Origin of the sequence: Pseudomonas arsenicoxydans, assembly GCF_900103875.1 — a bacterium.
GTDB lineage: Bacteria > Pseudomonadota > Gammaproteobacteria > Pseudomonadales > Pseudomonadaceae > Aquipseudomonas > Aquipseudomonas arsenicoxydans.
This window is the reverse complement of the sequence record NZ_LT629705.1, coordinates 412,947-436,130: the sequence shown is the minus strand read 5'-3', so window position 1 is coordinate 436,130 and position 23,184 is coordinate 412,947. Positions and strand designations below refer to the sequence as shown.

General features: G+C 59.6%; 24 protein-coding genes. 13 read left to right on the top strand and 11 right to left on the bottom strand.

What is annotated here, in order from left to right; all coding sequences use genetic code 11:
* Nucleotides 1-133 precede the first annotated feature (133 nt).
* From BLQ41_RS01975 to BLQ41_RS01950, 5 genes are all read left to right on the top strand, one after another.
* Nucleotides 134-1,048, top strand: a complete 915-nt coding sequence (locus tag BLQ41_RS01975) for an ABC transporter permease subunit (RefSeq protein ID WP_027921961.1) — start codon at nt 134-136, stop codon at nt 1,046-1,048.
* Between the two features lie 3 nt (nt 1,049-1,051).
* Complete coding sequence (livM, locus tag BLQ41_RS01970; protein ID WP_090176203.1) at nt 1,052-2,335, top strand: high-affinity branched-chain amino acid ABC transporter permease LivM; 1,284 nt, start codon at nt 1,052-1,054, stop codon at nt 2,333-2,335.
* Complete coding sequence (locus BLQ41_RS01965) at nt 2,332-3,207, top strand: ABC transporter ATP-binding protein (protein ID WP_090176201.1); 876 nt, start codon at nt 2,332-2,334, stop codon at nt 3,205-3,207. Before livM ends, BLQ41_RS01965 begins: the two co-directional genes overlap by 4 nt.
* Nucleotides 3,204-3,920 (top strand): ABC transporter ATP-binding protein, encoded by a 717-nt coding sequence (locus tag BLQ41_RS01960; protein ID WP_090176200.1) that lies wholly within the window; start codon nt 3,204-3,206, stop codon nt 3,918-3,920. The genes BLQ41_RS01965 and BLQ41_RS01960 overlap by 4 nt, the downstream gene beginning before the upstream one ends.
* 831 nt (nt 3,921-4,751) lie before the next feature.
* Complete coding sequence (locus BLQ41_RS01950; RefSeq protein ID WP_090176198.1) at nt 4,752-5,519, top strand: SDR family oxidoreductase; 768 nt, start codon at nt 4,752-4,754, stop codon at nt 5,517-5,519.
* A 93-nt stretch (nt 5,520-5,612) separates the two neighbouring features.
* Here BLQ41_RS01950 and BLQ41_RS01945 read toward each other — a convergent pair whose 3' ends face one another.
* From BLQ41_RS01945 to BLQ41_RS01915, 7 genes are all read right to left on the bottom strand, one after another.
* The gene (locus tag BLQ41_RS01945) at nt 5,613-6,740 is read right to left on the bottom strand and encodes an AGE family epimerase/isomerase (RefSeq protein WP_090176196.1); all 1,128 of its coding nucleotides are present in this window, start codon (nt 6,738-6,740) and stop codon (nt 5,613-5,615) included.
* A 174-nt stretch (nt 6,741-6,914) separates the two neighbouring features.
* Complete coding sequence (locus BLQ41_RS01940) at nt 6,915-7,487, bottom strand: HupE/UreJ family protein (protein ID WP_090176194.1); 573 nt, start codon at nt 7,485-7,487, stop codon at nt 6,915-6,917.
* 29 nt (nt 7,488-7,516) lie between these two features.
* Entirely contained in the window at nt 7,517-8,131 is a 615-nt protein-coding gene (ureG, locus tag BLQ41_RS01935; RefSeq protein WP_007947546.1) for an urease accessory protein UreG, read from the bottom strand.
* Between the two features lie 23 nt (nt 8,132-8,154).
* A complete protein-coding gene (locus tag BLQ41_RS01930; RefSeq protein ID WP_090176192.1) occupies nt 8,155-8,829 on the bottom strand; it encodes an urease accessory protein UreF in 675 nt (224 codons plus the stop codon).
* A complete protein-coding gene (gene ureE, locus BLQ41_RS01925) occupies nt 8,826-9,326 on the bottom strand; it encodes an urease accessory protein UreE (RefSeq protein ID WP_090176190.1) in 501 nt (166 codons plus the stop codon). The genes BLQ41_RS01930 and ureE overlap by 4 nt, the downstream gene beginning before the upstream one ends.
* Before the next feature lie 201 nt (nt 9,327-9,527).
* On the bottom strand, nt 9,528-10,160 hold the full coding sequence (locus BLQ41_RS01920) for a TetR family transcriptional regulator (protein ID WP_090176188.1): 633 nt from the start codon (nt 10,158-10,160) through the stop codon (nt 9,528-9,530).
* Between the two features lie 173 nt (nt 10,161-10,333).
* Entirely contained in the window at nt 10,334-10,846 is a 513-nt protein-coding gene (locus BLQ41_RS01915) for a hypothetical protein (RefSeq protein ID WP_090176186.1), read from the bottom strand.
* A 385-nt stretch (nt 10,847-11,231) separates the two neighbouring features.
* On the opposite strand from BLQ41_RS01915, the gene BLQ41_RS01910 reads away from it, so the two are divergent.
* Complete coding sequence (locus BLQ41_RS01910) at nt 11,232-13,307, top strand: AsmA family protein (protein WP_090176183.1); 2,076 nt, start codon at nt 11,232-11,234, stop codon at nt 13,305-13,307.
* A gap of 111 nt (nt 13,308-13,418) precedes the next feature.
* On the opposite strand, the gene BLQ41_RS01905 is transcribed toward BLQ41_RS01910, so the two are convergent.
* Nucleotides 13,419-13,949 carry a ferritin-like domain-containing protein gene (locus BLQ41_RS01905; protein WP_010464129.1) on the bottom strand — a complete coding sequence of 177 codons (531 nt, stop codon included), beginning with the start codon at nt 13,947-13,949 and terminating at the stop codon, nt 13,419-13,421.
* Between the two features lie 127 nt (nt 13,950-14,076).
* Entirely contained in the window at nt 14,077-15,009 is a 933-nt protein-coding gene (locus BLQ41_RS01900) for a LysR substrate-binding domain-containing protein (RefSeq protein ID WP_197678913.1), read from the bottom strand.
* A 93-nt stretch (nt 15,010-15,102) separates the two neighbouring features.
* Here BLQ41_RS01900 and BLQ41_RS01895 point away from each other — a divergent pair, with 93 nt between their 5' ends.
* The 3 genes from BLQ41_RS01895 (at nt 15,103) to BLQ41_RS01885 (ending at nt 17,047) form a co-directional block, all read left to right on the top strand.
* Nucleotides 15,103-15,741: an FMN-dependent NADH-azoreductase gene (locus BLQ41_RS01895; protein WP_090176177.1), complete on the top strand. Its 639-nt coding sequence runs from the start codon at nt 15,103-15,105 to the stop codon at nt 15,739-15,741.
* Nucleotides 15,742-16,047, top strand: coding sequence for a DMT family transporter (locus BLQ41_RS01890; protein ID WP_090176174.1), 306 nt, complete (start codon nt 15,742-15,744; stop codon nt 16,045-16,047).
* A gap of 109 nt (nt 16,048-16,156) precedes the next feature.
* The gene (locus BLQ41_RS01885) at nt 16,157-17,047 is read left to right on the top strand and encodes an esterase/lipase family protein (RefSeq protein ID WP_090176172.1); all 891 of its coding nucleotides are present in this window, start codon (nt 16,157-16,159) and stop codon (nt 17,045-17,047) included.
* An 87-nt stretch (nt 17,048-17,134) separates the two neighbouring features.
* On the opposite strand, the gene BLQ41_RS01880 is transcribed toward BLQ41_RS01885, so the two are convergent.
* A complete protein-coding gene (locus BLQ41_RS01880; protein ID WP_090176169.1) occupies nt 17,135-18,022 on the bottom strand; it encodes a DMT family transporter in 888 nt (295 codons plus the stop codon).
* A gap of 96 nt (nt 18,023-18,118) precedes the next feature.
* Between BLQ41_RS01880 and BLQ41_RS01875 the strand changes: the two genes are divergently transcribed.
* From BLQ41_RS01875 to BLQ41_RS01865, 3 genes are all read left to right on the top strand, one after another.
* Nucleotides 18,119-18,913 (top strand): AraC family transcriptional regulator, encoded by a 795-nt coding sequence (locus tag BLQ41_RS01875; RefSeq protein WP_197678912.1) that lies wholly within the window; start codon nt 18,119-18,121, stop codon nt 18,911-18,913.
* Nucleotides 18,914-18,977: 64 nt separating this feature from the next.
* Complete coding sequence (locus BLQ41_RS01870; protein WP_090176164.1) at nt 18,978-19,283, top strand: PsiF family protein; 306 nt, start codon at nt 18,978-18,980, stop codon at nt 19,281-19,283.
* 238 nt (nt 19,284-19,521) lie between these two features.
* Nucleotides 19,522-20,535, top strand: a complete 1,014-nt coding sequence (locus tag BLQ41_RS01865; protein WP_090176161.1) for an AI-2E family transporter — start codon at nt 19,522-19,524, stop codon at nt 20,533-20,535.
* A 116-nt stretch (nt 20,536-20,651) separates the two neighbouring features.
* Here the strand turns inward: BLQ41_RS01865 and BLQ41_RS01860 are convergent, their stop codons facing one another.
* Entirely contained in the window at nt 20,652-21,926 is a 1,275-nt protein-coding gene (locus BLQ41_RS01860) for an Hsp70 family protein (RefSeq protein WP_090176158.1), read from the bottom strand.
* 297 nt (nt 21,927-22,223) lie between these two features.
* Here BLQ41_RS01860 and BLQ41_RS01855 point away from each other — a divergent pair, with 297 nt between their 5' ends.
* Nucleotides 22,224-23,168 (top strand): DnaJ C-terminal domain-containing protein, encoded by a 945-nt coding sequence (locus tag BLQ41_RS01855; RefSeq protein WP_090176156.1) that lies wholly within the window; start codon nt 22,224-22,226, stop codon nt 23,166-23,168.
* Nucleotides 23,169-23,184: the final 16 nt, after the last annotated feature.

The window sequence follows — 23,184 nt, the reverse complement described above, 5'->3', positions numbered from 1 at the left end:
CAATCAAAGAACATGTCCGTGCAGTACCTGTCTTTTCTCGTAGAGCTGCACACAATCGTGTTGCTTCGGCGGCTGAACCCCGGTCCGTTGCAACCCGCTTCTGTGCAGTCTCTCAAATGCGTGAGATTGCGTTATGGATGGTATTTTCCTGCAGCAACTGGTCAACGGCCTGACCCTCGGGTCGGTCTATGGCCTGATCGCCATCGGCTACACAATGGTCTATGGCATCATCGGCATGATCAACTTCGCCCATGGCGAGGTTTACATGATTTCTGCGTACCTCGCGGCGATCAGTCTGGCTCTGCTGGCATACTTCGGTATTGAATCCTTCCCTCTGCTGATGCTCGGCACACTGGTCTTCACCATCGTCGTCACGGCGGTGTATGGCTGGGTCATCGAGCGTGTCGCCTATAAACCGCTACGTAACTCCACACGACTGGCACCGCTGATCAGCGCCATCGGTATATCCCTGATCCTGCAAAACTATGCACAGATCGCCCAGGGCGCCCGCCAACAAGGCGTGCCAACACTGTTGACCGGTGCATGGCGAGTTGAAGTCGGGACCGGCTTCGTCCAGCTCACCTACACCAAGATCTTCATTCTGGTCGCCGCGTTCGTCGGTATGGGCCTGCTGACCTATGTCATCAAGTACACCAAGCTCGGCCGCATGTGCCGCGCGACCCAACAAGACCGCAAGATGGCCTCGATCCTGGGGATCAACACCGATCGCGTGATTTCCTACGTGTTCATCATCGGTGCAGCGATGGCGGCCCTGGCCGGCGTACTGATCACCATGAACTACGGCACGTTCGACTTCTACGCAGGCTTCGTCATCGGGATCAAGGCGTTTACGGCTGCGGTACTCGGCGGAATCGGCTCGCTGCCTGGCGCGATGCTCGGCGGGATCATCCTCGGGATTTCCGAGTCGCTGTTCTCGGGCCTGGTGAACTCGGACTACAAAGACGTGTTCAGCTTCTCGCTGCTCGTTCTCGTTCTGGTCTTTCGGCCTCAAGGCCTGCTCGGCCGTCCTCTTGTGTCGAAGGTGTAAGCGATGTCTTCAACCACTAAAAAAACCATTGATATCAAAAGAAGCCTGGTTGACGCGATTCTTGCCGGCCTTGTAGCGCTCATTGTGTTCGGTCCGATTGTCGGCGTGGTCCTCGATGGCTACGGCTTCAACCTGGAACCCAAGCGTGTGGCGTGGATTGTCGCCATCGTCATGGCGGGCCGCTTTGCCCTGAGCCTGTTCCTGCAAACGCCCAAGGGCCTGAGAATCCTTGAAGGCTTTGAAACCACCGGCTCCGGGGTTCATGTACTGCCACCTGATTACAAATCCCGTTTGCGCTGGATCGTGCCACTGGTGATTGTGATCGCCGTGGTGTTCCCGTTTTTCTCCAACTCCTACCTGCTGGGCGTGGTTATCCTCGGGTTGATCTACGTATTGCTCGGCCTGGGGCTGAACATCGTGGTCGGCCTGGCCGGTCTGCTCGACCTCGGTTACGTGGCGTTCTATGCCATCGGTGCCTACGGTCTGGCGCTCGGTTATCAATACCTGGGCCTGGGATTCTGGACGGTGCTGCCACTGGCGGCGATCACGGCGGGGCTGGCTGGCTGCATCCTCGGCTTCCCGGTGCTGCGACTGCACGGTGACTACCTGGCGATCGTGACCCTGGGCTTCGGTGAAATCATCCGGCTGATCCTCAACAACTGGCTGTCCCTGACCGGCGGTCCGAACGGCATGCCGGCACCGCTGCCGACATTCTTCGGCCTTGAGTTCGGCAAACGGGCGAAGGATGGTGGCATACCGTTTCATGAGTTCTTCGGTATCGCCTACAACCCTGACGTGAAGTATTACTTCATCTATACGGTGTTGTTCCTGGTCGTGCTGGCCGTGCTGTACATCAAGCATCGCTTGACCCGCATGCCGGTCGGCCGCGCCTGGGAAGCCTTGCGCGAAGATGAAATCGCCTGCCGCTCCATGGGACTGAACCACGTACTGGTCAAGCTCTCGGCGTTCACCATTGGTGCATCGACCGCGGGTCTGGCTGGTGTGTTCTTCGCCACCTATCAAGGCTTCGTCAACCCGACCTCGTTCACCTTCTTCGAATCCGCCCTGATCCTCGCCATCGTGGTACTCGGCGGCATGGGTTCGACCATTGGCGTGGTGATTGCGGCATTCGTGCTGACCGTCGCCCCGGAACTGCTGCGTGGCTTCGCGGAATATCGCGTGTTGCTGTTCGGTGTCCTGATGGTGTTGATGATGATCTGGCGACCGCGCGGCCTGATTCGGATCAGCCGTACCGGTGTGACCCCGCGTAAAGGAGTAGCGCCATGAGCGAAGTCGTACTCTCGGTCGAGAAGCTGATGATGCACTTCGGCGGCATCAAGGCGTTGAGTGATGTCAGCCTGAAAGTCCACCGCAACTCGATCTTTGCCCTGATCGGCCCCAACGGGGCCGGCAAGACCACGGTGTTCAACTGCCTGACGGGGTTCTACAAGGCCTCCGGCGGCAAGATCGAACTCAATGTGCGTGGAGAACAGACCAACGTCATCCAGTTGCTGGGCGAGTCGTTCAAGCCGATCGATTTCGTTTCGCCGAAATCCTTCGCCACCCGCCTGTTCTACAAAATGTTCGGCGGCACCCACCTGGTCAACCGCGCCGGTCTGGCGCGTACCTTCCAGAACATTCGCCTGTTCAAGGAAATGTCGGTGCTGGAAAACCTGCTGGTGGCCCAACACATGTGGGTCAACCGCAACATGCTGGCCGGCATCCTCAACACCAAGGGCTATCGCAAGGCCGAAAGCGATGCGCTGGACCATGCCTTCTACTGGCTGGAAGTGGTCGACCTGGTGGATTGCGCCAACCGTCTGGCCGGTGAACTGTCCTACGGTCAACAACGCCGCCTGGAAATCGCCCGGGCCATGTGCACCCGGCCGCAGATCATCTGCCTGGACGAACCGGCCGCCGGTCTCAACCCTCAGGAAACCGAAGCGCTGAGCGCGATGATCCGTCTGCTGCGCGACGAACACGATCTGACCGTGGTGCTGATCGAACACGACATGGGCATGGTAATGAGCATTTCCGACCACATCGTGGTGCTGGACCACGGCATCGTCATCGCCGAGGGCGGGCCTGATGCGATTCGTAACGATCCGAAAGTGATTGCGGCCTACCTGGGCGCTGATGAAGAGGAAGTGGTGTTATGAGTCAGCCGATCCTCGAACTCAAGGACCTCGACGTGTTCTACGGGCCGATCCAGGCCCTGAAGAATGTCTCGCTGCACATCAATGAAGGTGAAACCGTCAGCCTGATCGGCTCCAACGGTGCCGGTAAATCGACCCTGCTGATGTCGATCTTCGGCCAGCCACGGGCGGCTGACGGGCAGATCATCTATCAGGGTGTGGACATCACGCACAAATCGTCCCACTACATCGCGTCCAACGGCATCGCTCAATCGCCTGAAGGCCGGCGCGTGTTCCCCGACATGACTGTCGAGGAAAACCTGCTGATGGGCACCATCCCGATTGGCGACAAGTACGCCAAGGAAGACATGCAGCGCATGTTCAAGTTGTTTCCGCGTCTTGAAGAGCGGCGCAACCAGCGGGCAATGACTATGTCTGGCGGCGAGCAGCAAATGCTCGCCATCGCCCGTGCGTTGATGAGTCGGCCCAAGCTGTTGTTGCTCGATGAACCGAGCCTCGGGTTGGCGCCCATCGTGGTGAAACAGATCTTCGCGACCTTGCGCGAGCTGGCCAAAACCGGCATGACCATCTTCCTGGTCGAGCAGAACGCCAACCATGCACTCAAGCTGTCGGACCGGGCGTACGTGATGGTCAACGGCGAGATCCGCATCACGGGCACCGGCAAGGAGCTGCTGGTGAACGAGGAGGTGCGTAACGCTTATCTCGGCGGGCACTAACCGTAAAGCCGCAAAAACGCCCTGACGAACTCAGGGCGTTTTTTTATGCCCGTTTGTAGGAGCTGTCGAGTGAAACGAGGCTGCGATCTTTTGATTTTGCGTTTAAAAAAAGATCAAAAGATCGCAGCCTCGTTTCACTCGACAGCGCCTACACGGGAATTGGAAAAGGGGTAAAGGGAAATTGTGGAAAACAATATTCACAAGCTCTCAAAGCGCGACATAAAGCCGCTGCAAATAGTTGTTTTGTCACGGTTTTGACTTGTCCCCGTTTGCTGTGGAGCTGGCTGTGAATAACGTGGGAGTAGCTGTCTGAAAGCCTTTGATTCCGTGGCTTGTAGCGATATGGTTGTTTTTTGATCAGGCGTTTTTACTGGAGTCTGACTCGGCTTTGTCAACCTTTTTGTTGGCGGCTTAAAAGGCTTGAAAAGAGAGTCGCGAGCCTGTGGATAAGTCTGTGGTTAAACTCTGGAAAGACTCGGCTGAGGGCCGTAGTTACTGGCTTGGCGCCATCGTCGGTTTTAACGCCGATCGTGCAAATTGCCATGGGGCTACACAGCAGACCGTTCAGGGTCAAGCAAAAAAATTTCCAAATTGCCCGCAAAGCCTTGTGGATAGCGGCCTACAGCTTTTCGACTTGCCCCCGGAAACTGTGGACCGGCCTGTGGATAAGGTGCGCGTACATGGCTACAAGCCACGGCGGACACGGCGTAGCCATGATTGGTTGTTTTTTATACAACAATACGAAGGTTGCCCGTAGAAGCCGGGGCGGGCATGCTGCCAGCTGATTTTCTATTCCAATGGCTGCCGATCAGCCGAAGCAAGGAGAACACGATGTCCAACACCCTGTTTATTACCGGCGCGACCTCCGGTTTTGGTGAAGCCTGTGCCCGTCGTTTTGCCGAGGCGGGTTGGAAGCTGGTGCTGACAGGTCGTCGTGAAGAGCGCCTCAATGCCCTGTGCGCCGAGTTGTCGAAGCAGACCGAAGTGCATGGCCTGGTGCTCGACGTGCGTGATCGCAAGGCGATGGAGGAGGCGATTGCCAACCTGCCGCCATCCTTTGCCAAGCTGCGCGGGCTGATCAACAACGCCGGCCTGGCGCTGGGTGTTGATCCGGCGCCCAAGTGCGACCTCGACGATTGGGACACCATGGTCGACACCAACATCAAAGGCCTGATGTACAGCACTCGCCTGCTGCTGCCACGCCTGATCGCCCATGGTCGCGGTGCCGGTATCGTCAACCTTGGTTCTATCGCCGGCAACTACCCGTACCCGGGCAGCCACGTGTATGGCGCGAGCAAGGCGTTCGTCAAACAGTTCTCTTTGAACCTGCGCTGCGACCTGCAGGGCACTGGCGTGCGGGTCAGCAACATCGAGCCGGGCCTGTGCGAAAGCGAGTTTTCGCTGGTGCGTTTTGCCGGTGACCAGGAGCGTTACAACGCGACCTACGCCGGTGCCGAGCCGATCCAGCCGCAGGACATCGCCGAGACCATTTTCTGGGTGCTCAATGCGCCGGCGCACATCAACATCAATAGCCTGGAATTGATGCCGGTGAGCCAGACTTGGGCTGGTTTTTCGATTGAGCGTAATGCCAAGGCTTGAGACCGCGTAACGGCCATCGCGGGCAAGCCCGCTCCCACAGGGATTGTGCTGAACCTGTGGGAGCGTGGCTTGCCCGCGAAGGCAATCTGTCAGTCAGCGAAGATAGTCGACCAACCCTTGATAGCAGGTCGCCAAGTGATAAGGCGTGGTCGACGGCATGTCCTTGCGACTCACCTCGCCGTTCTCATCCCTACACTCATGCCAACCGCCTGCCTGCAAAAAGCGCTGCTGCAACGCCTTTAACTGGCGCTGCACCGAGGCTTCGCTGTTCGGACGCAAGGTGAGCGCGCGCAGGTATTCAGCCTGGGCCCAGATGCGTTGAGTGGCATCCTTCGCGCAGCCGTCCAGATCAAGCATGGCGGCTACCGCGCCCGTCTGTGGATCAACGCCCAGTTGTTCTGTGAGCGCAAACGCACGGTCCAGCGCCGTGTGCAGTCTGGTGCCGCGCAGCAATGGCGAAGATTCCAGCAGGAAATACCATTCGAACTGATGCCCCGGTTCAAACCAGTTATCCACAGCGCCCAGCGGTTTCTCCATCAACACACTTTGTTGTGGGTCGATGAAGCGCTTGTGCATGGCTGTGCATAACTCGATGAGCGCACGCTGCACGGCAATGTCTTCACGCACCGACAGGGTCGCGAGGAAGGCTTCAGCCAAGTGCATCAGTGGATTTTGCAGAGGGCCGGACGCAAGCGACGACCAGTCCCGGTCGAGACTGGCTTCGTACAGGCCGTCGCCTGTCGCGAAGCGCTGGCCGATGACTTCCAGTGCCGCGTTGAGCACCGATTCCACCAATGGCTCGCGCACCTTGGCCCAGTAGTGGGCGCAGGCGAACAGGATGAAAGCGTGGGTGTACAGGTCTTTGCGCAGATCCAGCGGCGCACCTTGGGGATCGATGCTGTAGAACCAGCCACCGTGTTCGGCGTCATGGAAATGCTGTTGCAAGGAGCGGAACAGCGCTGCTGCACGCGCTTCGGCAGCCGGCACCTCGCCGATCAGGCTGGAGAAAAGGTACAGCTGACGTGCGCAGGCCATGGCCCGATAGCGTTGGGGAGGCAGCGGTTGATGCCCGGCGTCCAGCGCCTCATAGGGCAGCGCCATGTCCGCATTCCAGCCGGGGCCTTGCCAGAGCGGCACGATCACTTCCTGGAAATGCTGTTGTACCGAGGCAAACAGAGCGGTCAATTCAGGCGCGGAGGCGGAGCGGGAAACAGGCGGCATTGGCTGGCGTCGTCACGGCAGGGTTAATTGCGCGACATGTTAGCAGGCCTGAGAGATGCGGTGTCTGTCAGGCCGCCATCGCGGGCAAGCCCGCTCCAACATTGGTCCTGTTTACACCGGTCAAATGTGGGAGCGAGCCTGCTCGCGATGAGGCCGTCACAGACGATAAATTAATCAGCCAGCCAACAACCAAACCCCAGTCGCCGCCGACGCCGCGCCCGCCAATCGAACCAATGGCGCCGCCGCTTGCGGCAGCACTCGCACCACCGCGTAACCCGCGGCATGCAACGCCGCCGTCGCTGCCACAAACCCTGCGGCATAGGTCCAAGGGCTAGACATCTCCGGCAGTTCCAGGCCATGGGCCACGCCGTGGAACAGCGCAAACAACGCCGTCGCAGCCACCGCCACACTCAACGGCGGACGCACCGCCAGCGCGACCGCCAGGCCCAGCGCCAGCACCGACGCGGCAATCCCGCCTTCCAGCGCCGGCAGGTTCAGCCCTTCAAACCCGAGCAAGCCACCCATCAGCATGGTGCCAACGAATGTGCACGGCAGCGCCCAGCGCGCCGCGCCTTTTTGCTGCGCCGCCCACAGACCGACGGCAACCATTGCCAGCAAATGATCGAGGCCGCCAATCGGGTGGCTGATGCCCGCGATCAAACCGTTATCACCATGACCAGGGTGGGCGAAGGCGATGGCTGGGGTCAGCAGCAGGGCGATGGCGCCCAGGATACGTTTGAGTGTCATGAATAAGCTTCCTTGTTGATAAGTTTCGATCAGGCTGCGGTCAGCAAACCCTGGCGTTCGATGAACGCGATGATTTCTTCCAGGCCAAGGCCGGTCTTCTGGTTGCTGAAGACAAACGGCTTGCCGTTGCGCATGCGTTTCGTGTCGCTGTCCATCATCTCCAGCGACGCACCCACCAACGGCGCGAGGTCGACTTTGTTGATGACCAGCAAATCGGATTTGCAGATGCCAGGACCGCCCTTGCGCGGCAACTTGTCGCCGGCCGAAACGTCGATCACGTAGATGGTCAGGTCGGACAGTTCCGGGCTGAAGGTCGCCGAAAGGTTGTCGCCACCTGACTCGACCAGAATCAGGTCCAGCCCGGGGAAGCGTCGATTCAGTTGATCCACGGCTTCAAGGTTGATCGAGGCGTCTTCGCGGATCGCGGTGTGCGGGCAGCCGCCGGTTTCCACGCCGATGATGCGTTCTGGCGCCAGGGCTTCGTTGCGCACCAGAAAATCGGCGTCTTCGCGGGTATAGATGTCGTTGGTGACGACAGCCAGGTTGTAGCGCTCGCGCAGGGCCAGGCACAGGGCCAGAGTCAGAGCTGTTTTGCCGGATCCGACCGGGCCGCCGATACCGACACGCAGGGGTTGTGTGTTCATGTGGTTCTCCAAATTAAAAGGCCCTAGGACCTGAACAGACGGCTGTATTGACGCTCATGGGCCATGCACGCCAGGGACAGGCCGAAAGCGGCGCTGCCGTAATGTTCGGGGTTGATTCGGGTAGCGTCTTGCTGGGCTTGTTGCAGCAATGGCAGCAACTCACTGGTCAGGCGTTGCGCGGCTTGCTGGCCCAGTGGCAGGGTTTTCATCAGCACTGCCAGTTGGTTTTCCAGCCAGCTCCAGAGCCACGCGGCGAGCGCGTCTTGCGGTTTGATCTGCCAGGCGCGAGCGGCCAGCGCCCAGCCGAGGGCCAGGTGAGGCTCGGGACGTTGTTCGAGAAAGGCGCGGGCCTGGCCATCGAGTTCGGGCAAACCGTTGAGCAGCTGCTGCAGGGAATAGCCCATTTGCCGGCTTTCCTGATGCAGCTCACGGGTTTCCCGGCTGGCGCGATGTTCTTCGCAGCGTTGCAGCAATTCGGCCCAGTTTTCTTCGGCGGCAGCGGTGCAATGGGCAAGCAGCAGCGGCGCTTCGAAACGGGCAAGATTGAGCAGCAACTGATCGCTGATCCAGCGACGAGCGCTGGCCGCATCATTCACCCGGCCGTTATCCACAGCCATTTCCAGGCCTTGGGAATAGCTGTAGCCGCCAATCGGCAGCTGCGGGCTGGCCAGACGCAGCAGCGCCCAGGCTGGGTTCATGAACGTACGCCGAACTGATGCAGTTTCGGCGGGTAGTTGAAGTCTTCGTCGCCGTGGCGGGAATGGTGATGGCCGCCGCCATAGGCGCCGTGTTCCGGCTGGAACGGGGCTTCGATGTTCTCGACCTTGGCCTCGAGTTGTTCGAGCATGGCTTTGAGCACGTAGTCGTCGAGCAGCCGCAACCAGCCATCGCCGACTTGCAAAGCCACGTGGCGATTGCCCAGGTGATAGGCGGCGCGAGTCAGTTCGAAGGCATTGGCGCAGGTGACGTGCAGCAGTTGTTCGGGGCGTGCGCAGACGCGCACGATACGACCGTCTTCGGCTTGCAGGCATTCACCGTCATACAGCGGTGGCTGACCGCGCTCCAAAAACAACCCGACGTCTTCGCCCTCGGCACTGAAACAGCGCAAACGGCTTTTGCTCCGGGCTTCGAAGTTCAGGTGCAACTCGGCGGCCCAGACGGGTTGAGGGTCGATTCTGCGATGAATCACCAGCATCGGAAGGCTTCCAGCAATGGACAATGCTCAGGCTAGAGCAAGGGGCTTGCCAATCGGGCGATACGTAGGAAATACCCGTCGGAGCTTAGTGGGTGTTTCAGGATGTTGCAGAATTTTGAGCCAGAATGGTGCGAGGGTTTTTGGTTGGCACCAAATTGATGCCTTGAGGATTTTTGTGGGGGCGAGCCTGCTCCCAAAGGTTTACTCGGTGCTGCCGAGACCTTGCCAATGCTTGAGGCCGATGAAGATGAAGCGCAACTGCTGGGTAATTTTTGCCTGTGGCGTCAGGTGTTCTGGTAATGCCTCGGCCGGCGGATCGATGATGTCCGGAAGGGTTGCAAAAACACTTTTAACAATCAGATCCGCCATGACGCTGAGGCCGGCGATGTCCAGGTGCTGCAGTTTTGGCATCAAGGACAGGTCTGCGGCCAGGTCGGAGCTGATGTCTTCGCGCAAACGTCCAATGGCCTGACGCACCGGCTGTGAGCCGCCGTATTGTTCGCGGGCCAGAAACAGGAACTGCGAGCGATTGGCCGAGACCACGTCGAGGAATATTCGTACTGAAGCGTCAATAATGCCGCCCATGACGAATTCGTTATGGCGCACCAGGCGAATGGTTTCACGGAAGGTCTGGCCGACTTCGCTCACCAGCACCAGGCCCAGTTCGTCCATATCGGCGAAATGCCGGTAGAAACCGGTGGGCACGATCCCGGCGGTTTTCGCCACTTCGCGCAGGCTCAGGCTGCCGAATCCGCGGCCGCATTCCATCAGGTGACGGGCAGCGTCCATCAAGGCGTTGCGGGTTTGTTGTTTCTGTTCGGCGCGGGGCAGCATCGCAAAGGTGTTTTCTGGACAGGGACAGCGACGCACTCTAGCAAATCGGCTTCGGTGTCGTCGAACGACTATCGGGGAGGCAGCTATAAGAGGATCAAGCGGGGAATTGCTGCTTCTATAAAAGTCAAAAGCCCAATCCGCTGATTGGGCTTTTTTTCAGGGCCGCCATGGGCTTAGCTCAAGGCGCTGTTGCGTTCGATTACACGGTCACCACCACCTTCAGCCAAGGTTTGACCTTGTGGAGTGCGATCGGAACCGTCAGCAGCCAGGGTTTGACCTTGTGGAGTGCGATCGGAACCGTCAGCAGCCAGGGTTTGACCTTGTGGAGTGCGATCGGAACCGTCAGCAGCCAAGGTTTGACCTTGTGGAGTGCGATCGGAACCGTCAGCAGCCAGGGTTTGACCTTGTGGAGTGCGGTCGGAGCCGTCAGCAGCCAGGGTTTGGCCCTGTGGAGTGCGATCGGAACCGTCTTGAGTGATCAGGCCTTTTTCTTTCAGGCGATCGTTACCGCCTTCGGCAAGGGTTTGGCCTTGTGGAGTACGGTCGGAACCATCGGCAGCGACGGTTTGGCTAAACACCGAGTGGCTGGTTTTGACTTGCGGGGTAGCTTGGTCAGCGGCTGGCAGTGCAAAAGCGGTGCTGGCTAGCAGTGAAAGGGAAAGGCTAAGCAGTAATTGGCGTTTCATGATGGGTTGCTCCTTGGGAGGGCGATAAAGTGGGTACGAGGGCAATGCTACTCTCGATAAGTCGATATAAAAGTTCATAAACGCAATGGTAATAATCAACGGAATTGATTGTTCCACTGAGGCGCTCTAGAACGGGCGTTTCCGGCGACCGTTTTTGCACTGGCGTGGGTATTTTCGACTCACTCGTGCCGCACGAAAGTGCGGGGCGGTAACGCTGGATTCGGGCGCAGTCTCTCCCCGACCGATTATTTGAGGATTAATCGACTTTTCTGTTAAACCTGCGGGCCGTTTTTCAGTCGTAGATTCCATGGCAGGCCGGTTCCGGCCTAACGTTTCACATACGCGTCGCAGTCAGGGCGCTCAGTCGTATCAGGAGCCCTGTGCAATGACGCGCACTCGTAAAATAGTTGCCTGGACCTTCGCCAGCCTGGTTGTGTTGCTGGCGGTACTGGTTCTGATCATCGTGTTCTTCGATTGGAACCGGATCAAACCGCCCCTTAATGCCAAAGTCTCCGAAGAGCTGCATCGTCCGTTCGCCATCAACGGCAACCTGGCGGTGGTCTGGCGACGCGAGCTCGACGAGGGCGGTTGGCGGGCCTGGGTGCCATGGCCGCATGTGGTGGCCGAAGACCTGAGCCTGGGCAATCCCGACTGGTCGAAGAAGCCGCAGATGGTCACGCTCAAACGCGTCGAACTGCGCATTTCACCCTTGGCTCTGCTGGCGCAGCGGGTGGTGATCCCGCGCATTGACTTGACCGAACCCAGCGCGGACCTCCAGCGTCTGGCTGACGGACGTTCCAACTGGACGTTCAAATTCGACCCCAAAGACCCGAACGCCGAACCTTCAAGCTGGGTAGTGGACATCGGTGCCATCGGTTTCGACAAAGGCCACGTCACCCTCGACGACCAAAACCTCAAGACTCAGCTCGACTTGATCATTGATCCGCTGGGCAAACCCATTCCGTTCAGCGATATCGTCGGCGACAAAGCCGCAAAAGCCGCGCTGGAAAAAGGTGCTGCGCCGCAGGACTACGCGTTTGCTCTCAAGGTCAAAGGCCAGTACCACGACCAAAAACTCGCGGGCGAAGGCAAGATCGGCGGATTGCTGGCGTTGCAAGACGCCGCCAAGCCGTTCCCGCTTCAGGCCCAGGTAAAAATTGCCGACACCAGCGTCGAACTGGCCGGCACGCTGACTGATCCGCTGAACCTCGGTGCCCTGGACCTGCGTCTGAAACTGGCCGGTGCCAGCCTGGGCACGCTCTACCCGCTGACCGGCGTAACCCTGCCGGATACGCCGCCGTACGCGACCGACGGGCATTTGATTGCCAAGCTGCATGATGCGGGCGGCGCGGTGTTCCGCTATGAAGAGTTCAGCGGCAAGATCGGCGAGAGCGACATTCATGGCAGCCTGGCCTATGTCGCCAGTCAGCCGCGACCCAAGCTCAGTGGCTCGTTACTGTCCAATCAACTGCTGTTCGCCGACCTTGCCCCGCTGATCGGCGCCGATTCCAACGCCAAGCAAAAAGCCCGGGGTGGCGAAAGCAAGCAGCCGGCGGACAAGGTGTTGCCGGTCGAGGAGTTCAAGACCGAGCGCTGGCGCGACATGGACGCCGACGTCGAATTCACCGGCAAGCGCATCGTCCACAGCGAAAAGCTGCCGTTCAACGATCTCTACACCCACCTGGTGCTCACCGACGGCGTCCTCAGCCTCGAACCCCTGCGTTTCGGCGTGGCGGGCGGCAACCTCGACGCGCAGATTCGCCTCAATGGTCGTACGGAACCCTTGGAAGGCCGGGCCAAACTCACCGCGCGCAAGTTCAAGCTCAAGCAGCTGTTCCCGACCTTTGAACCGATGAAAACCAGCTTCGGCGAGCTCAATGGCGATGCCGACATCACCGGTCGTGGCAATTCGGTGGCCAAGCTGCTGGGCAGCGCCAACGGCAATCTGAAAATGCTAATCAACGATGGCGCCATCAGTCGTGAACTGATGGAGCTGGCGGGGCTCAACGTCGGCAACTACGTGGTGGGCAAGATCTTTGGCGACAAGGAAGTGAAGATCAATTGCGCGGCATCCGACTTCGACATCAAGGCCGGGTTGGCGACCACGCGGTTGTTCGTATTTGATACCGAGAACGCGATCATCTATATCGACGGCACGGCGAACATGGCCACAGAGCAATTGGATCTGACCATCAACCCGGAATCCAAGGGCTGGCGATTAATTTCACTGCGCTCGCCGCTGTATGTGCGGGGCAAGTTCATCAAGCCCGATGCCGGTGTGAAGGCGGTGCCGCTGATATTGCGTGGGGCGGGGATGGTGGCGCTGGGCGTGATCGCGGCACCGGCGGCCGGGTTGTTGGCGTTGGTGGCGCCCAGTGGTGGCGAGCCGAACCAGTGCGCGCCTTTGCTGGAGCAGATGAAGGCAGGCAAGGCGCCTGTGACGGTTAAACCCACCAAGTAATTTTCTGTGTCTATGAAGACGCCATCGCGGGCAAGCCCGCTCCCACATTGGTTCTGTAAACACAGTTCAATTGTGGGAGCGGGCTTGCCCGCGATGGCGATCTAACAGGCGCTACAGATCTTTCAGTATGTCGGCCATGTCATCGGCATGCTCTTCTTCCTGGGCCAGGATGTCTTCGAAGATGCGCCGGGTCGTCGGGTCTTTTTCGCCAATGTACTGAATGATCTCGCGGTAGCTGTCGATGGCGATGCGTTCGGCCACCAAGTCCTCGTACACCATTTCCTTGAGTGAATTGCCGGCCACGTATTGCGCGTGGGAGTTTTTCGACAAAAGGTCAGGGTTGAATTCAGGCTCGCCGCCCAGTTGCACGATGCGCTCGGCCAGTCGGTCGGCGTGCTCGGCTTCCTGTGTGGCGTGTTCGAGGAACTCATCGGCGGCAACGTTGGCTTTCAAGCCGCTGGCCATAAAGTAGTGGCGCTTGTAGCGCAACACGCAGACCAGTTCGGTGGCCAGCGATTCATTGAGCAGGCGCAGGACTTCTTCGCGGTCGGCGCTGTAGCTTTCGGTCACCGCGCCGTTCTCGACGTTCTTGCGGGCACGTTCGCGAAGAGTGGTTACATCAGACAAATGCATGTCGCTCATCTCGTTCTCCTGGAGGCTAATCCGGTTTGCGTCACCTTCCGGGGAGGTGATCGCTACCTAGGTGTGAGTGACGGGCGCAGCGAAAAGTTTTATGTGATTTGGCAATCGCAAGCAGTGCCTGAGACGATCAAGCCAGTGCCAGTCCTGACAGCAACGCTTCCTCGCGCAACCACGCAAAAAATGCCCGCACCGGCGGATGACGTTCACGCCCGGGCACGCACAGCGCACTGTAGCCAGCGCCATCGACCTGAATCTCGCCGCGATAGGGCACCAGCAAACCGCTGGCCACGCTTTGCGACACCAGAATATTGCTGGCCAGCACCAACCCTTGCCCGGCGATCGCCGCCTGCAGGGCGTAATGCTCTTCGTCGTATTCACGGACCGCCGGTTGCCCCGCCAGCCAGGTCTCACCGGACTGCGCGCACCAGGCCTCCCAGCCGTGGGCGTACAGCTTGGAGTTGTGCCAGTGCACGCTGATCAGCGTCGGTGCCCGGCCGGCAGCCAGGGCCACCTGCTCGGGCGAGCCGTAAACGCCAAAGGATTCATCGAACAGGCACAACCCATACAGGTTCGGATAGTCATCCAGGCTGTAGCGCACCACCAGATCGACGCTGGCGTCCTGATGTAAATCGATAACCTCGCAATGGGTATCGAGCCGAACGTTGATGGTCGGATGGCGTGCATAAAACCGTCCCAGTCGTGGTACCAGCCACAGCGCCGCGAAGGCGGCGGTGGTGGAAATCGTCAGGCTCGCGCCGCTGCGTTGCGGACGCAGGGTGTCGACGCTTTGCGCCACTTCCAGCAGCGCGCCATGCAAGCTGCGAAATAGCCGTTCGCCGCCATCGGTCAGGCGCACTTGCCGTGGCAACCGTTCGAACAGCGGCACGCCGAGCCAGTTCTCCAGCGAGCGAATCTGGTGAGACACCGCCGTCGGCGTCACCGAGAGTTCTTCGGCCGCAGCCTTGAAGCTCAGCAGGCGCGAGGCGGATTCGAAGGCGCGCAGGGCGGTCAGTGGCAACGAGGCAAACATGGGGACACTCCATGGATGAAATGGATTCATCCAGACTGATTTTTGCTCATTTGAAGAGGCGCAGCGCCAAGCTTCAAGCTGCAAGCACACAGCCGTTCGAGTTTAGCCCTCAAGGAGATTCAGATGAGTAAAATTCTTGCCGTTCACGCCAGCCCTCGCGGTGAACGTTCCCACTCCCGGCGTCTGGCCGAGGTGTTTCTGGCGGCCTGGCAGGCACGCAATCCACAGTCGCAGTTGACGCGTCGCGAAGTCGGTCGGGCATTGATTCCAGCGGTGAACGAAGCTTTTGTCGCCGCCGCGTTTTACCCCGAGCCCCATGCCCGGCCGTTGTCGATGCAAGCCGACCTGGCGTTCAGCGATCAACTGGTCGGTGAGTTGCTGGGCCACGATCTGCTGGTGATCTCTACGCCGATGCACAACTTCAGCGTGCCCAGTGGCCTCAAGGCCTGGATCGATCAGATTGTGCGGCTCGGATTGACCTTCAATCACACCCTGGACAACGGCGTCGCCCAGTACGAGCCGTTGGTGCAGGGCAAAAAAGCCCTGATCGTCACCAGCCGTGGCGGGTTCGGCTTCGGCCCGGGTGGCGAGCTGGAGGCGATGAACCATGCCGACCCGTTACTGCGCACAGCACTGGGATTCATCGGCATCACCGACATCACCGTGGTCGCCGCCGAGGGCGAGGAGTCTGCCGCGCGCACTTTCGAGATCTCGGCGGCGGAGGCCGAGCAGCGTTTACTGGCGCTGGCCAGGGAGTTCTAGATGGCCTGGCTGTTTCTGCTGATCGCCGCCGGGTTTGAAGTCACCTTCGCCATGGGCATGAAGTACGCCGAAGGCTTCACCCGGCTCTGGCCGTCGCTGATCACGGTGTTCGCCGCGGTGGGCGGGATTTACTTCCTGACCCTGGCCATGCGCGAGTTGCCGGTGAGCATCGCCTACCCGATCTGGACTGCCATCGGCTCACTGGGCACGGTGTTTCTGGGTTTTGCGCTGCTGGGCGAAAGCCTCACGGCGCTCAAACTGGTGTCGGTTGGGTTGATCGTGGCGGGCGTGGTGGGGCTGAAGTAAGGCGGGATGTCATAGACTGGTCGTCGAGTTGTCATCTTGGGTGGCGATGCTTGGCTGACGTCTTGCATCGCGCCTTGCTTCATCTCACCGATCACAAGGATGTTCGCCCATGTCGCAAGGTTCCGCTACGCGCTACCCGTTGGTGTTGGTCCCGGGGATGCTCGGATTCGTCCGCCTGGTGCTCTATCCGTATTGGTTCGGGATCATTTCGGCATTGCGCCGGGGCGGGGCGACGGTGTTTGCGGTGCAGGTCTCGCCACTCAATTCCAGCGAGGTGCGTGGCGAGCAGTTGCTGGCGCGGATTGAGGAGATCCTGCGCGAGACCGGCGCTGAAAAGGTCAACCTGATCGGTCATAGCCAAGGCTCGCTGACCGCGCGCTACGCGGCCGCCAAACGCCCGGATCGCGTGGCTTCGGTGACCTCGGTGGCCGGGCCGAATCATGGTTCCGAGCTTGCCGATTACCTGGAAAAACACTACCCGGAGGATAGCTTCAGGGGACGTGTGCTCAGCGTCTTGCTGCGCTGGGTCGGTGCGTTGATGAGCCTGCTGGAAACCGGTTATCGCGGACCGAAACTGCCTGTGGATATCCCGGCTTCGCATCAGGCACTGACCAGCAAGGGTGTGGCGCTGTTCAACCAGCGTTATCCACAGGGCCTGCCTGAAACCTGGGGCGGGCAGGGCCCGGAGGTGGTCAACGGCGTGCGGTATTACTCGTGGTCGGGGACGTTGCAGCCGGGCAAGACCGATCGCGGCGGTAACCTGTTCGACGGGACAAATCGCAGTTGTCGGTTGTTTGCCAGAACCTTTGTGCGCGAAACCGGGCATTGCGACGGGATGGTCGGGCGTTACAGCTCGCACCTGGGGACGGTGATTGGCGATGAGTATCCGCTGGATCACTTCGACATCGTCAACCAGTCGCTGGGACTGGTGGGCAAAGGGGCTGATCCGGTGCGGTTGTTTGTCGAGCATGCGGCCCGGCTGAAAGCGGCAGGGGTCTAGACCGCGTTATCGTTCATCGCGAGCAGGCTCGCTCCCACAGTTGAGCGCATTCCCTGTGGGAGTGAGCCTGCTCGCGATGGCGTCAGCTCAGGCAACATTGACCCTGCGGCCTAACACGGTGGTCCAACGCTCCGACAGTATCACCCCACCCAACGTCAACACCCCGCCTACCAGGTGATACAGCGCCAGTTGCTCATGCAGCACCAGCGCTGCTATCAGCGCGGTGATCAACGGCAGCAGATTGAAAAACAGCGTGGTCCGGCTTGGCCCCAGGCGCACCACGGCCTGCATCCACGCCAACGGCGCGATCATCGAAGCCAGCAGGCAGGCGTACAGCACCAGCGGAATGTTCTGCAGTGTCAGGCCGGTCTTCGGTGAAACAATAAACAGCGGAAACAGCACCACCACCGCCACCAGCACCTGCAAATACAGCAACACCAGCGGCGGCAGGCGCAGCTGCCATTTTTTCAGCAGCGTGCTGTAGATCGCGTAGGCCAGAGTGGCGATCAGCATCATTGCGTCGCCCAGGTTTATCCCGTGTTCAAGCATTACGCCGAGGCTGCCGGACGACACCACCACCAGCACGCCGGCAAACGACAACACCGCGCCGGCCAGCGCGCCCGCCGTCAGGCGCTGGCCGAGGCTGACAATCGCCATGGCCAGCGACATCAGTGGCATCAGCGACAGGATGATCCCCATGTTGGTGGCCGACGTCAGGCTCGCGGCGAAGTACGCCAGGCTCTGATAGACCGCCATCCCGAGCACTCCGAGGATGAAGATCTTGCCCAGATTCGGGCGGATCGACGGCCAATGGGCAATCACCGGCTTGAACATGAACGGCGTGAACAGCAATCCGGCCAGCAGCCAGCGATAGAAGCCGATCTCGGCGGGGAAGATCGCCCCGGCCGACATTTTGGTGATCACGGTATTACCAGCCCAGATGAAAATGGCCAGCAGGGGATAAGCGTATTGCATCAGAAAAAACCAGAGCGTTAATGAGGGGCAATTATCCCTTGTCTGGATGCAAGCCTATACTTCGATCCAGACAACCTGCCCCTGATGACGGACAGCATGAACAGTAAACACATCGACCTGCTGGATTTCAGCGAATTGCCGGCGCCGGTCTATTTTCGCTACGCCGATTTCGATGCGCACCGTTTTGCCTCGGCGCACCGTCATCCGTGGGGCACGCTGGAGTATTCGGCCCACGGCGTGCTGCACATGGAAATCGGCGGCAGCCGCTTCATGTCGCCGCCGCAATACGCGGTGTGGGTGCCGCCGCAGACTGAGCACAGTTTCTACAGCAACCAGCCGATCAACTATCGCGCCGTCTGCCTGGATCCGCTGTTGTGTCGCAATCTGCCGCCACAGGCCTGCACCCTGGCGATCAGCGACATTCTCAAGGCGATCCTCAAGGACTTCGCCGCCCGCGACGTGAAGGTTCCCGAGCACGAGGCCGACCAACGTCTGGCCCAAGTGCTGGTGGATCAGCTGCAACAGGCGCCTATCCACGAATGTTATTTGCCCTACGCCAGCAGCTCGGGCTTGCTCGGGATACTGGAAGCCTTGCAGGCTGAGCCTGGCGATAACCGGCCCTTGGCAGACTGGGCGGCGCAGATCCATGTCAGCGAGCGCACCCTTGCACGGCAATGTGTTCGGGAACTGGGCATGAGTTTTGGTGAATGGCGGCAACGCTTACGTTTTCTGGCGGCCATCGAAGCGCTGGACAGTCAACGCAGCATTCAGGAGATTGCCTTCGATATGGGCTACAGCACCGGCTCGGCGTTCATCGCCATGTTTCAGCGTCAGGCTGGCTGCACGCCTGAGCAGTATCGACGCAGCCACCTTGAAAGCAGGAAGGTGTAACAGGGGTTGTCTACACTGCTGGATGAGGCCGCACCCCTCGGTGCGGCAACAAGGAGAAAACTCCATGAAGATGTTGCGTGTCCCTTTGTTGATGATCGGTTTACTGCTCTGCGCCCAAGGCTTCGCCGCCACTGAACAACAGAACAAGATGACCACCTGCAACGCCGAAGCCACTGCCAAAAGCCTCAAGGGCGATGAACGCAAAGCCTTCATGAGCACCTGCCTGAAAGCGGCGCCGGCCGCCAACGACGCCAAAACCCTTACACCTCAGCAAGAGAAGATGAAAACCTGCAACGCCGATGCCACCGCCAAAGCGCTGAAAGGCGATGCGCGCAAGGCGTTCATGAGTGATTGCCTGAAGAAAAAATAAACATTGGCTGGAAGATGCAGGATTGTCAGGTTCCCATCGCGAGCAGGCTCGCTCCCACATTCGTTCGGTGAATACAGATCCAGTGTGGGAGCGAGCCTGCTCGCGATGGGGCCGGGGAATGGGCGTTGTAAAAAAATCGCTGAGCTCCCGACCAAGGTCGACCCACACAATCCCTAGTGCTGGCACCGGAACGCTGGCAGACTGCCAATCCTTTCTATGCCGTTCGTTTTGAGGCTGTATGCCAACGTTTTCTCAACGTCACGTCTTGCTGCTTATCAGTTGGATCATCATCTTTGGTGGCTTGCTACTGGTGATCCCGCTGCGATTGCTGCCCAGCCTGCTGGCCGGGTTGTTGGTGTTCGAACTGGTCAACATGCTCACCCCACAGTTGCAGCGACTGATCGAAGGTCGGCGCGCGCGCTGGCTGGCGGTGGCGTTGCTGGGGACTTTAGTGGTCAGTGTGCTGGCGCTGATCTTTGCCGGTGCCATCAGCTTTCTGCTGCACGAGGCGGAAAACCCCGGCGCTTCCCTCGATAAATTCATGCACGTGGTCGACCGTGCACGCGGGCAACTGCCACCGTTCATCGATGCCTATCTGCCGGCCAGTGCAGCGGAATTTCGCGTGGCCATCGGCGAGTGGATGAGCAAGCACCTGAGCGAGTTGCAATTGGTGGGCAAGGACGCAGCGCACATGTTTGTGACGTTGCTGATCGGCATGGTGCTGGGCGCGATCATCGCCTTGCAACGCGCGCCGGACGTGACCAAGCGCAAACCACTGGCTGCCGCGCTGTTCGATCGCCTGCACCTGGTGGTCCAGGCGTTTCGTAATATCGTGTTTGCCCAGATCAAGATTTCCCTGCTCAACACCTTTTTTACCGCGATTTTCTTGGTGGTGGTCTTGCCCCTGTTCGGGATCAAGTTGCCGCTGACCAAAACCCTGATCGTGCTGACCTTCCTGCTTGGCTTGCTGCCGGTCATTGGCAACCTGATGTCAAACACGCTGATCACTATCGTCGGCTTGTCGCTGTCGATCTGGGTCGCCGTGGCGGCATTGGGTTATCTGATTTTTATCCACAAGCTCGAATACTTCCTCAACGCGCGCATCGTCGGCGGGCAGATCAGTGCCAAGTCGTGGGAGTTGCTGCTGGCGATGCTGGTGTTCGAGGCCGCGTTCGGCCTGCCGGGGGTGGTGGCGGGGCCGATTTATTACGCGTATCTGAAGAGCGAGTTGAGGCTGATCGGGATGGTTTGATCAGGCGGATATGTATCGTCTGATCTGACGCCATCGCGGGCAAGCCCGCTCCCACAAGTTTTACGCATAACCTGTGGGAGCGGGCTTGCCCGCGATGGGGGCGACTCGGTTTCGGATCAGTCCATCGTGCCGTAACGCTTCATCGCCTCAATCGCCAGGCCACTGCCGATACTGCCAAAGATGTTCCCTTCCACATGCTGCGCGTTCGGCAACATCGCCGACACGCTGTTGCGCAGCGCCGGAATCCCGCTCGAACCACCGGTGAAGAACACCGTATCGACCTGATCGACGCGCACGTTGGCGTCGTTCAGCAGTTGGGTCACGCTGTTGCGCACGCGCTCCAGCAGGTTGTCGATGGCCGATTCGAACAGCGCCCGGCTCAGCTCAACGCTCAATCCCGGCTCGATGCGGTCCAGCGGCACATGGCGGCTGTCGGCGTGGGTCAGTTGGATCTTGGTTTCTTCCACTTCCATGGCCAGCCAGTGACCGGCACGCTGGTCGATCAGCTTGAACAGGCGGTCGATGCCGCCGGTGTCTTCGATGTCGTAACGCATGCTGCCCAGGGCCAGGGTCGACTTCTGCGAGTACACCGAGTTGATGGTGTGCCAGGTCGCCAGGTTCATGTGGTGGCTGGTCGGCATGTAGGCGCCGCTCTTCATGCGGCTGCCGTAGCCGAACAGCGGCATCAGCCCTTGCAGGCTCAACTGCTTGTCGAAATCGGTCCCGCCGATGTGCACGCCGCCGGTGGCAAGGATGTCGTCATGGCGGTTGTCGTGGTTGCGGCGCTCTGGCGACAGGCGCACCAGCGAGAAGTCGGAGGTACCACCGCCGATGTCGACGATCAGCACCAACTCTTCTTTTTCGATGGTCGACTCATAGTCGAACGCCGCCGCAATCGGTTCGTACTGGAATGACACATCCTTGAAGCCGATGGCGCGTGCCACGTCCACCAGAGTGTTCTCGGCTTCCTGGTCGGCCATTTCATCGTCATCGACGAAAAACACCGGGCGACCCAGCACCACTTCCTCGAACTCCCGACCGGCGGCAGTCTCGGCGCGCTTCTTCAACTGACCGATGAACAGGCCCAGCAGGTCCTTGAACGGCATCGCAGTGCCGAGGACGCTGGTGTCGTGCTTGATCAGCTTGGAGCCGAGCAGGCTCTTGAGCGAGCGCATCAACCGGCCTTCGTAGCCTTCCAGGTACTCGTGCAGCGCCAGCCGTCCGTATACCGGGCGGCGTTCTTCCATATTGAAGAAGACCACCGAGGGCAGGGTGATCTTGTCGTCCTCCAGCGCGATCAGCGTTTCCATGCCGGGGCGCAGCCAGCCGACGGTGGAGTTGGACGTGCCGAAGTCGATACCGCAGGCACGGGCTGGAGATGCGTTTTTCATGTCTTTCGAGTTCCGGTTAAAAAACGGCCGCGCAGTGTATGCCAGTGCGGCGAATATTCGAAGGCCGACTATCCGCTAAATCTCGGCTATTAGCGCCTTGAAAGACTATCCTTTGCCCCAAACTTGTCTGCATTGGCCCTGGCAGCCACCGGACGGTCGAAAGAACCCCCGACTGCTGCCGATAAACTTCTGATGCGCTGCCCGGTCACAAACTTGAGATCGGTCAAGCTGGCGGCTGGTAATGAGCGCATGCTGGCAGTGGTAGCGCGATTTCGATAACGGATGGTGATTCCCTCGATGGACTTCAAAGACTATTACAAGATTCTCGGTGTGGAGCCGACGGCTGACGATAAGGCGATCAAGGCCGCCTATCGCAAGCTCGCGCGCAAATATCACCCGGACGTCAGCAAGGAAAAGGACGCCGAGGCCAAGTTCAAGGACGCCTCGGAGGCGTATGAAGCGCTGAAAAGCGCCGACAAGCGTGCCGAATATGACGACTTGCGCAAATACGGCCAGCATGGCCAACCGTTCCAGGGCCCGCCAGGTTGGCAGGGGCGTGGCGGTTTTAGCGGTGGTCAGGACACGGGGGATTTCTCGGACTTCTTCAGTTCGATCTTTGGTAACCGCGGCGGCGGTGGTTTTGGTGGTGGACAGCCGGGCCGAAGCGCCGGGCGTCGAGGGCAAGACGTGGAAATGGAACTACCGATCTTCCTGGAAGAATCCCTCTCGACCGAGTCGAAGAAGGTCACTTTCCAGGTGCCGCAGTACAACGCCGCTGGTCAACATGTCAGCAATACCAGCAAAAGCCTGAACGTGAAGATCCCGGCCGGCGTGGCCGACGGCGAGCGTATCCGCCTCAAGGGCCAGGGCGCGCCAGGTATTGGTGGCGGGGCTAATGGCGACTTGTTCCTGATCATTCGTTTTGCGCCACATCCGAAGTTCGATGTGGAGGGCGAAAACCTGATTATCACGTTGCCGCTGGCACCGTGGGAATTGGCGTTGGGCGCCGAAGTGGCAGTACCGACCCTGACGGGCAAGATCAACCTCAAGGTCCCGGCCGGCAGCCAAAATGGTCAGCGCATGCGTGCCAAGGGGCACGGCTTGCTGAACAAGGCCGGTCATCGAGGTTATCTGTTCGTGCAGCTCAAGGCCGTCATGCCAAAAACCTTGGACGACGAGGTCAAGGCGCTGTGGGAAGAGCTGGCGAAGAAAGCCGCTTTCAACCCAAGAGAAAACTTCTGATCCAAGAGACGGAGTA

Coding starts and splice junctions, on each gene's coding strand:
- BLQ41_RS01860 (WP_090176158.1), bottom strand. CDS start 21,926: ATGAAAAACGCATCTCCAGCCCGTGCCTGCGGTATCGACTTCGGCACG.
- BLQ41_RS01895 (WP_090176177.1), top strand. CDS start 15,103: ATGAGTAAAATTCTTGCCGTTCACGCCAGCCCTCGCGGTGAACGTTCC.
- BLQ41_RS01950 (WP_090176198.1), top strand. CDS start 4,752: ATGTCCAACACCCTGTTTATTACCGGCGCGACCTCCGGTTTTGGTGAA.
- ureG (WP_007947546.1), bottom strand. CDS start 8,131: ATGAACACACAACCCCTGCGTGTCGGTATCGGCGGCCCGGTCGGATCC.
- BLQ41_RS01885 (WP_090176172.1), top strand. CDS start 16,157: ATGTCGCAAGGTTCCGCTACGCGCTACCCGTTGGTGTTGGTCCCGGGG.
- ureE (WP_090176190.1), bottom strand. CDS start 9,326: ATGCTGGTGATTCATCGCAGAATCGACCCTCAACCCGTCTGGGCCGCC.
- BLQ41_RS01910 (WP_090176183.1), top strand. CDS start 11,232: ATGACGCGCACTCGTAAAATAGTTGCCTGGACCTTCGCCAGCCTGGTT.
- BLQ41_RS01865 (WP_090176161.1), top strand. CDS start 19,522: ATGCCAACGTTTTCTCAACGTCACGTCTTGCTGCTTATCAGTTGGATC.
- livM (WP_090176203.1), top strand. CDS start 1,052: ATGTCTTCAACCACTAAAAAAACCATTGATATCAAAAGAAGCCTGGTT.
- BLQ41_RS01880 (WP_090176169.1), bottom strand. CDS start 18,022: ATGCAATACGCTTATCCCCTGCTGGCCATTTTCATCTGGGCTGGTAAT.
- BLQ41_RS01960 (WP_090176200.1), top strand. CDS start 3,204: ATGAGTCAGCCGATCCTCGAACTCAAGGACCTCGACGTGTTCTACGGG.
- BLQ41_RS01940 (WP_090176194.1), bottom strand. CDS start 7,487: ATGACACTCAAACGTATCCTGGGCGCCATCGCCCTGCTGCTGACCCCA.
- BLQ41_RS01915 (WP_090176186.1), bottom strand. CDS start 10,846: ATGAAACGCCAATTACTGCTTAGCCTTTCCCTTTCACTGCTAGCCAGC.
- BLQ41_RS01890 (WP_090176174.1), top strand. CDS start 15,742: ATGGCCTGGCTGTTTCTGCTGATCGCCGCCGGGTTTGAAGTCACCTTC.
- BLQ41_RS01905 (WP_010464129.1), bottom strand. CDS start 13,949: ATGAGCGACATGCATTTGTCTGATGTAACCACTCTTCGCGAACGTGCC.
- BLQ41_RS01900 (WP_197678913.1), bottom strand. CDS start 15,009: ATGAATCCATTTCATCCATGGAGTGTCCCCATGTTTGCCTCGTTGCCA.
- BLQ41_RS01930 (WP_090176192.1), bottom strand. CDS start 8,829: ATGAACCCAGCCTGGGCGCTGCTGCGTCTGGCCAGCCCGCAGCTGCCG.
- BLQ41_RS01965 (WP_090176201.1), top strand. CDS start 2,332: ATGAGCGAAGTCGTACTCTCGGTCGAGAAGCTGATGATGCACTTCGGC.
- BLQ41_RS01875 (WP_197678912.1), top strand. CDS start 18,119: ATGAACAGTAAACACATCGACCTGCTGGATTTCAGCGAATTGCCGGCG.
- BLQ41_RS01855 (WP_090176156.1), top strand. CDS start 22,224: ATGGACTTCAAAGACTATTACAAGATTCTCGGTGTGGAGCCGACGGCT.
- BLQ41_RS01920 (WP_090176188.1), bottom strand. CDS start 10,160: ATGCTGCCCCGCGCCGAACAGAAACAACAAACCCGCAACGCCTTGATG.
- BLQ41_RS01975 (WP_027921961.1), top strand. CDS start 134: ATGGATGGTATTTTCCTGCAGCAACTGGTCAACGGCCTGACCCTCGGG.
- BLQ41_RS01870 (WP_090176164.1), top strand. CDS start 18,978: ATGAAGATGTTGCGTGTCCCTTTGTTGATGATCGGTTTACTGCTCTGC.
- BLQ41_RS01945 (WP_090176196.1), bottom strand. CDS start 6,740: ATGCCGCCTGTTTCCCGCTCCGCCTCCGCGCCTGAATTGACCGCTCTG.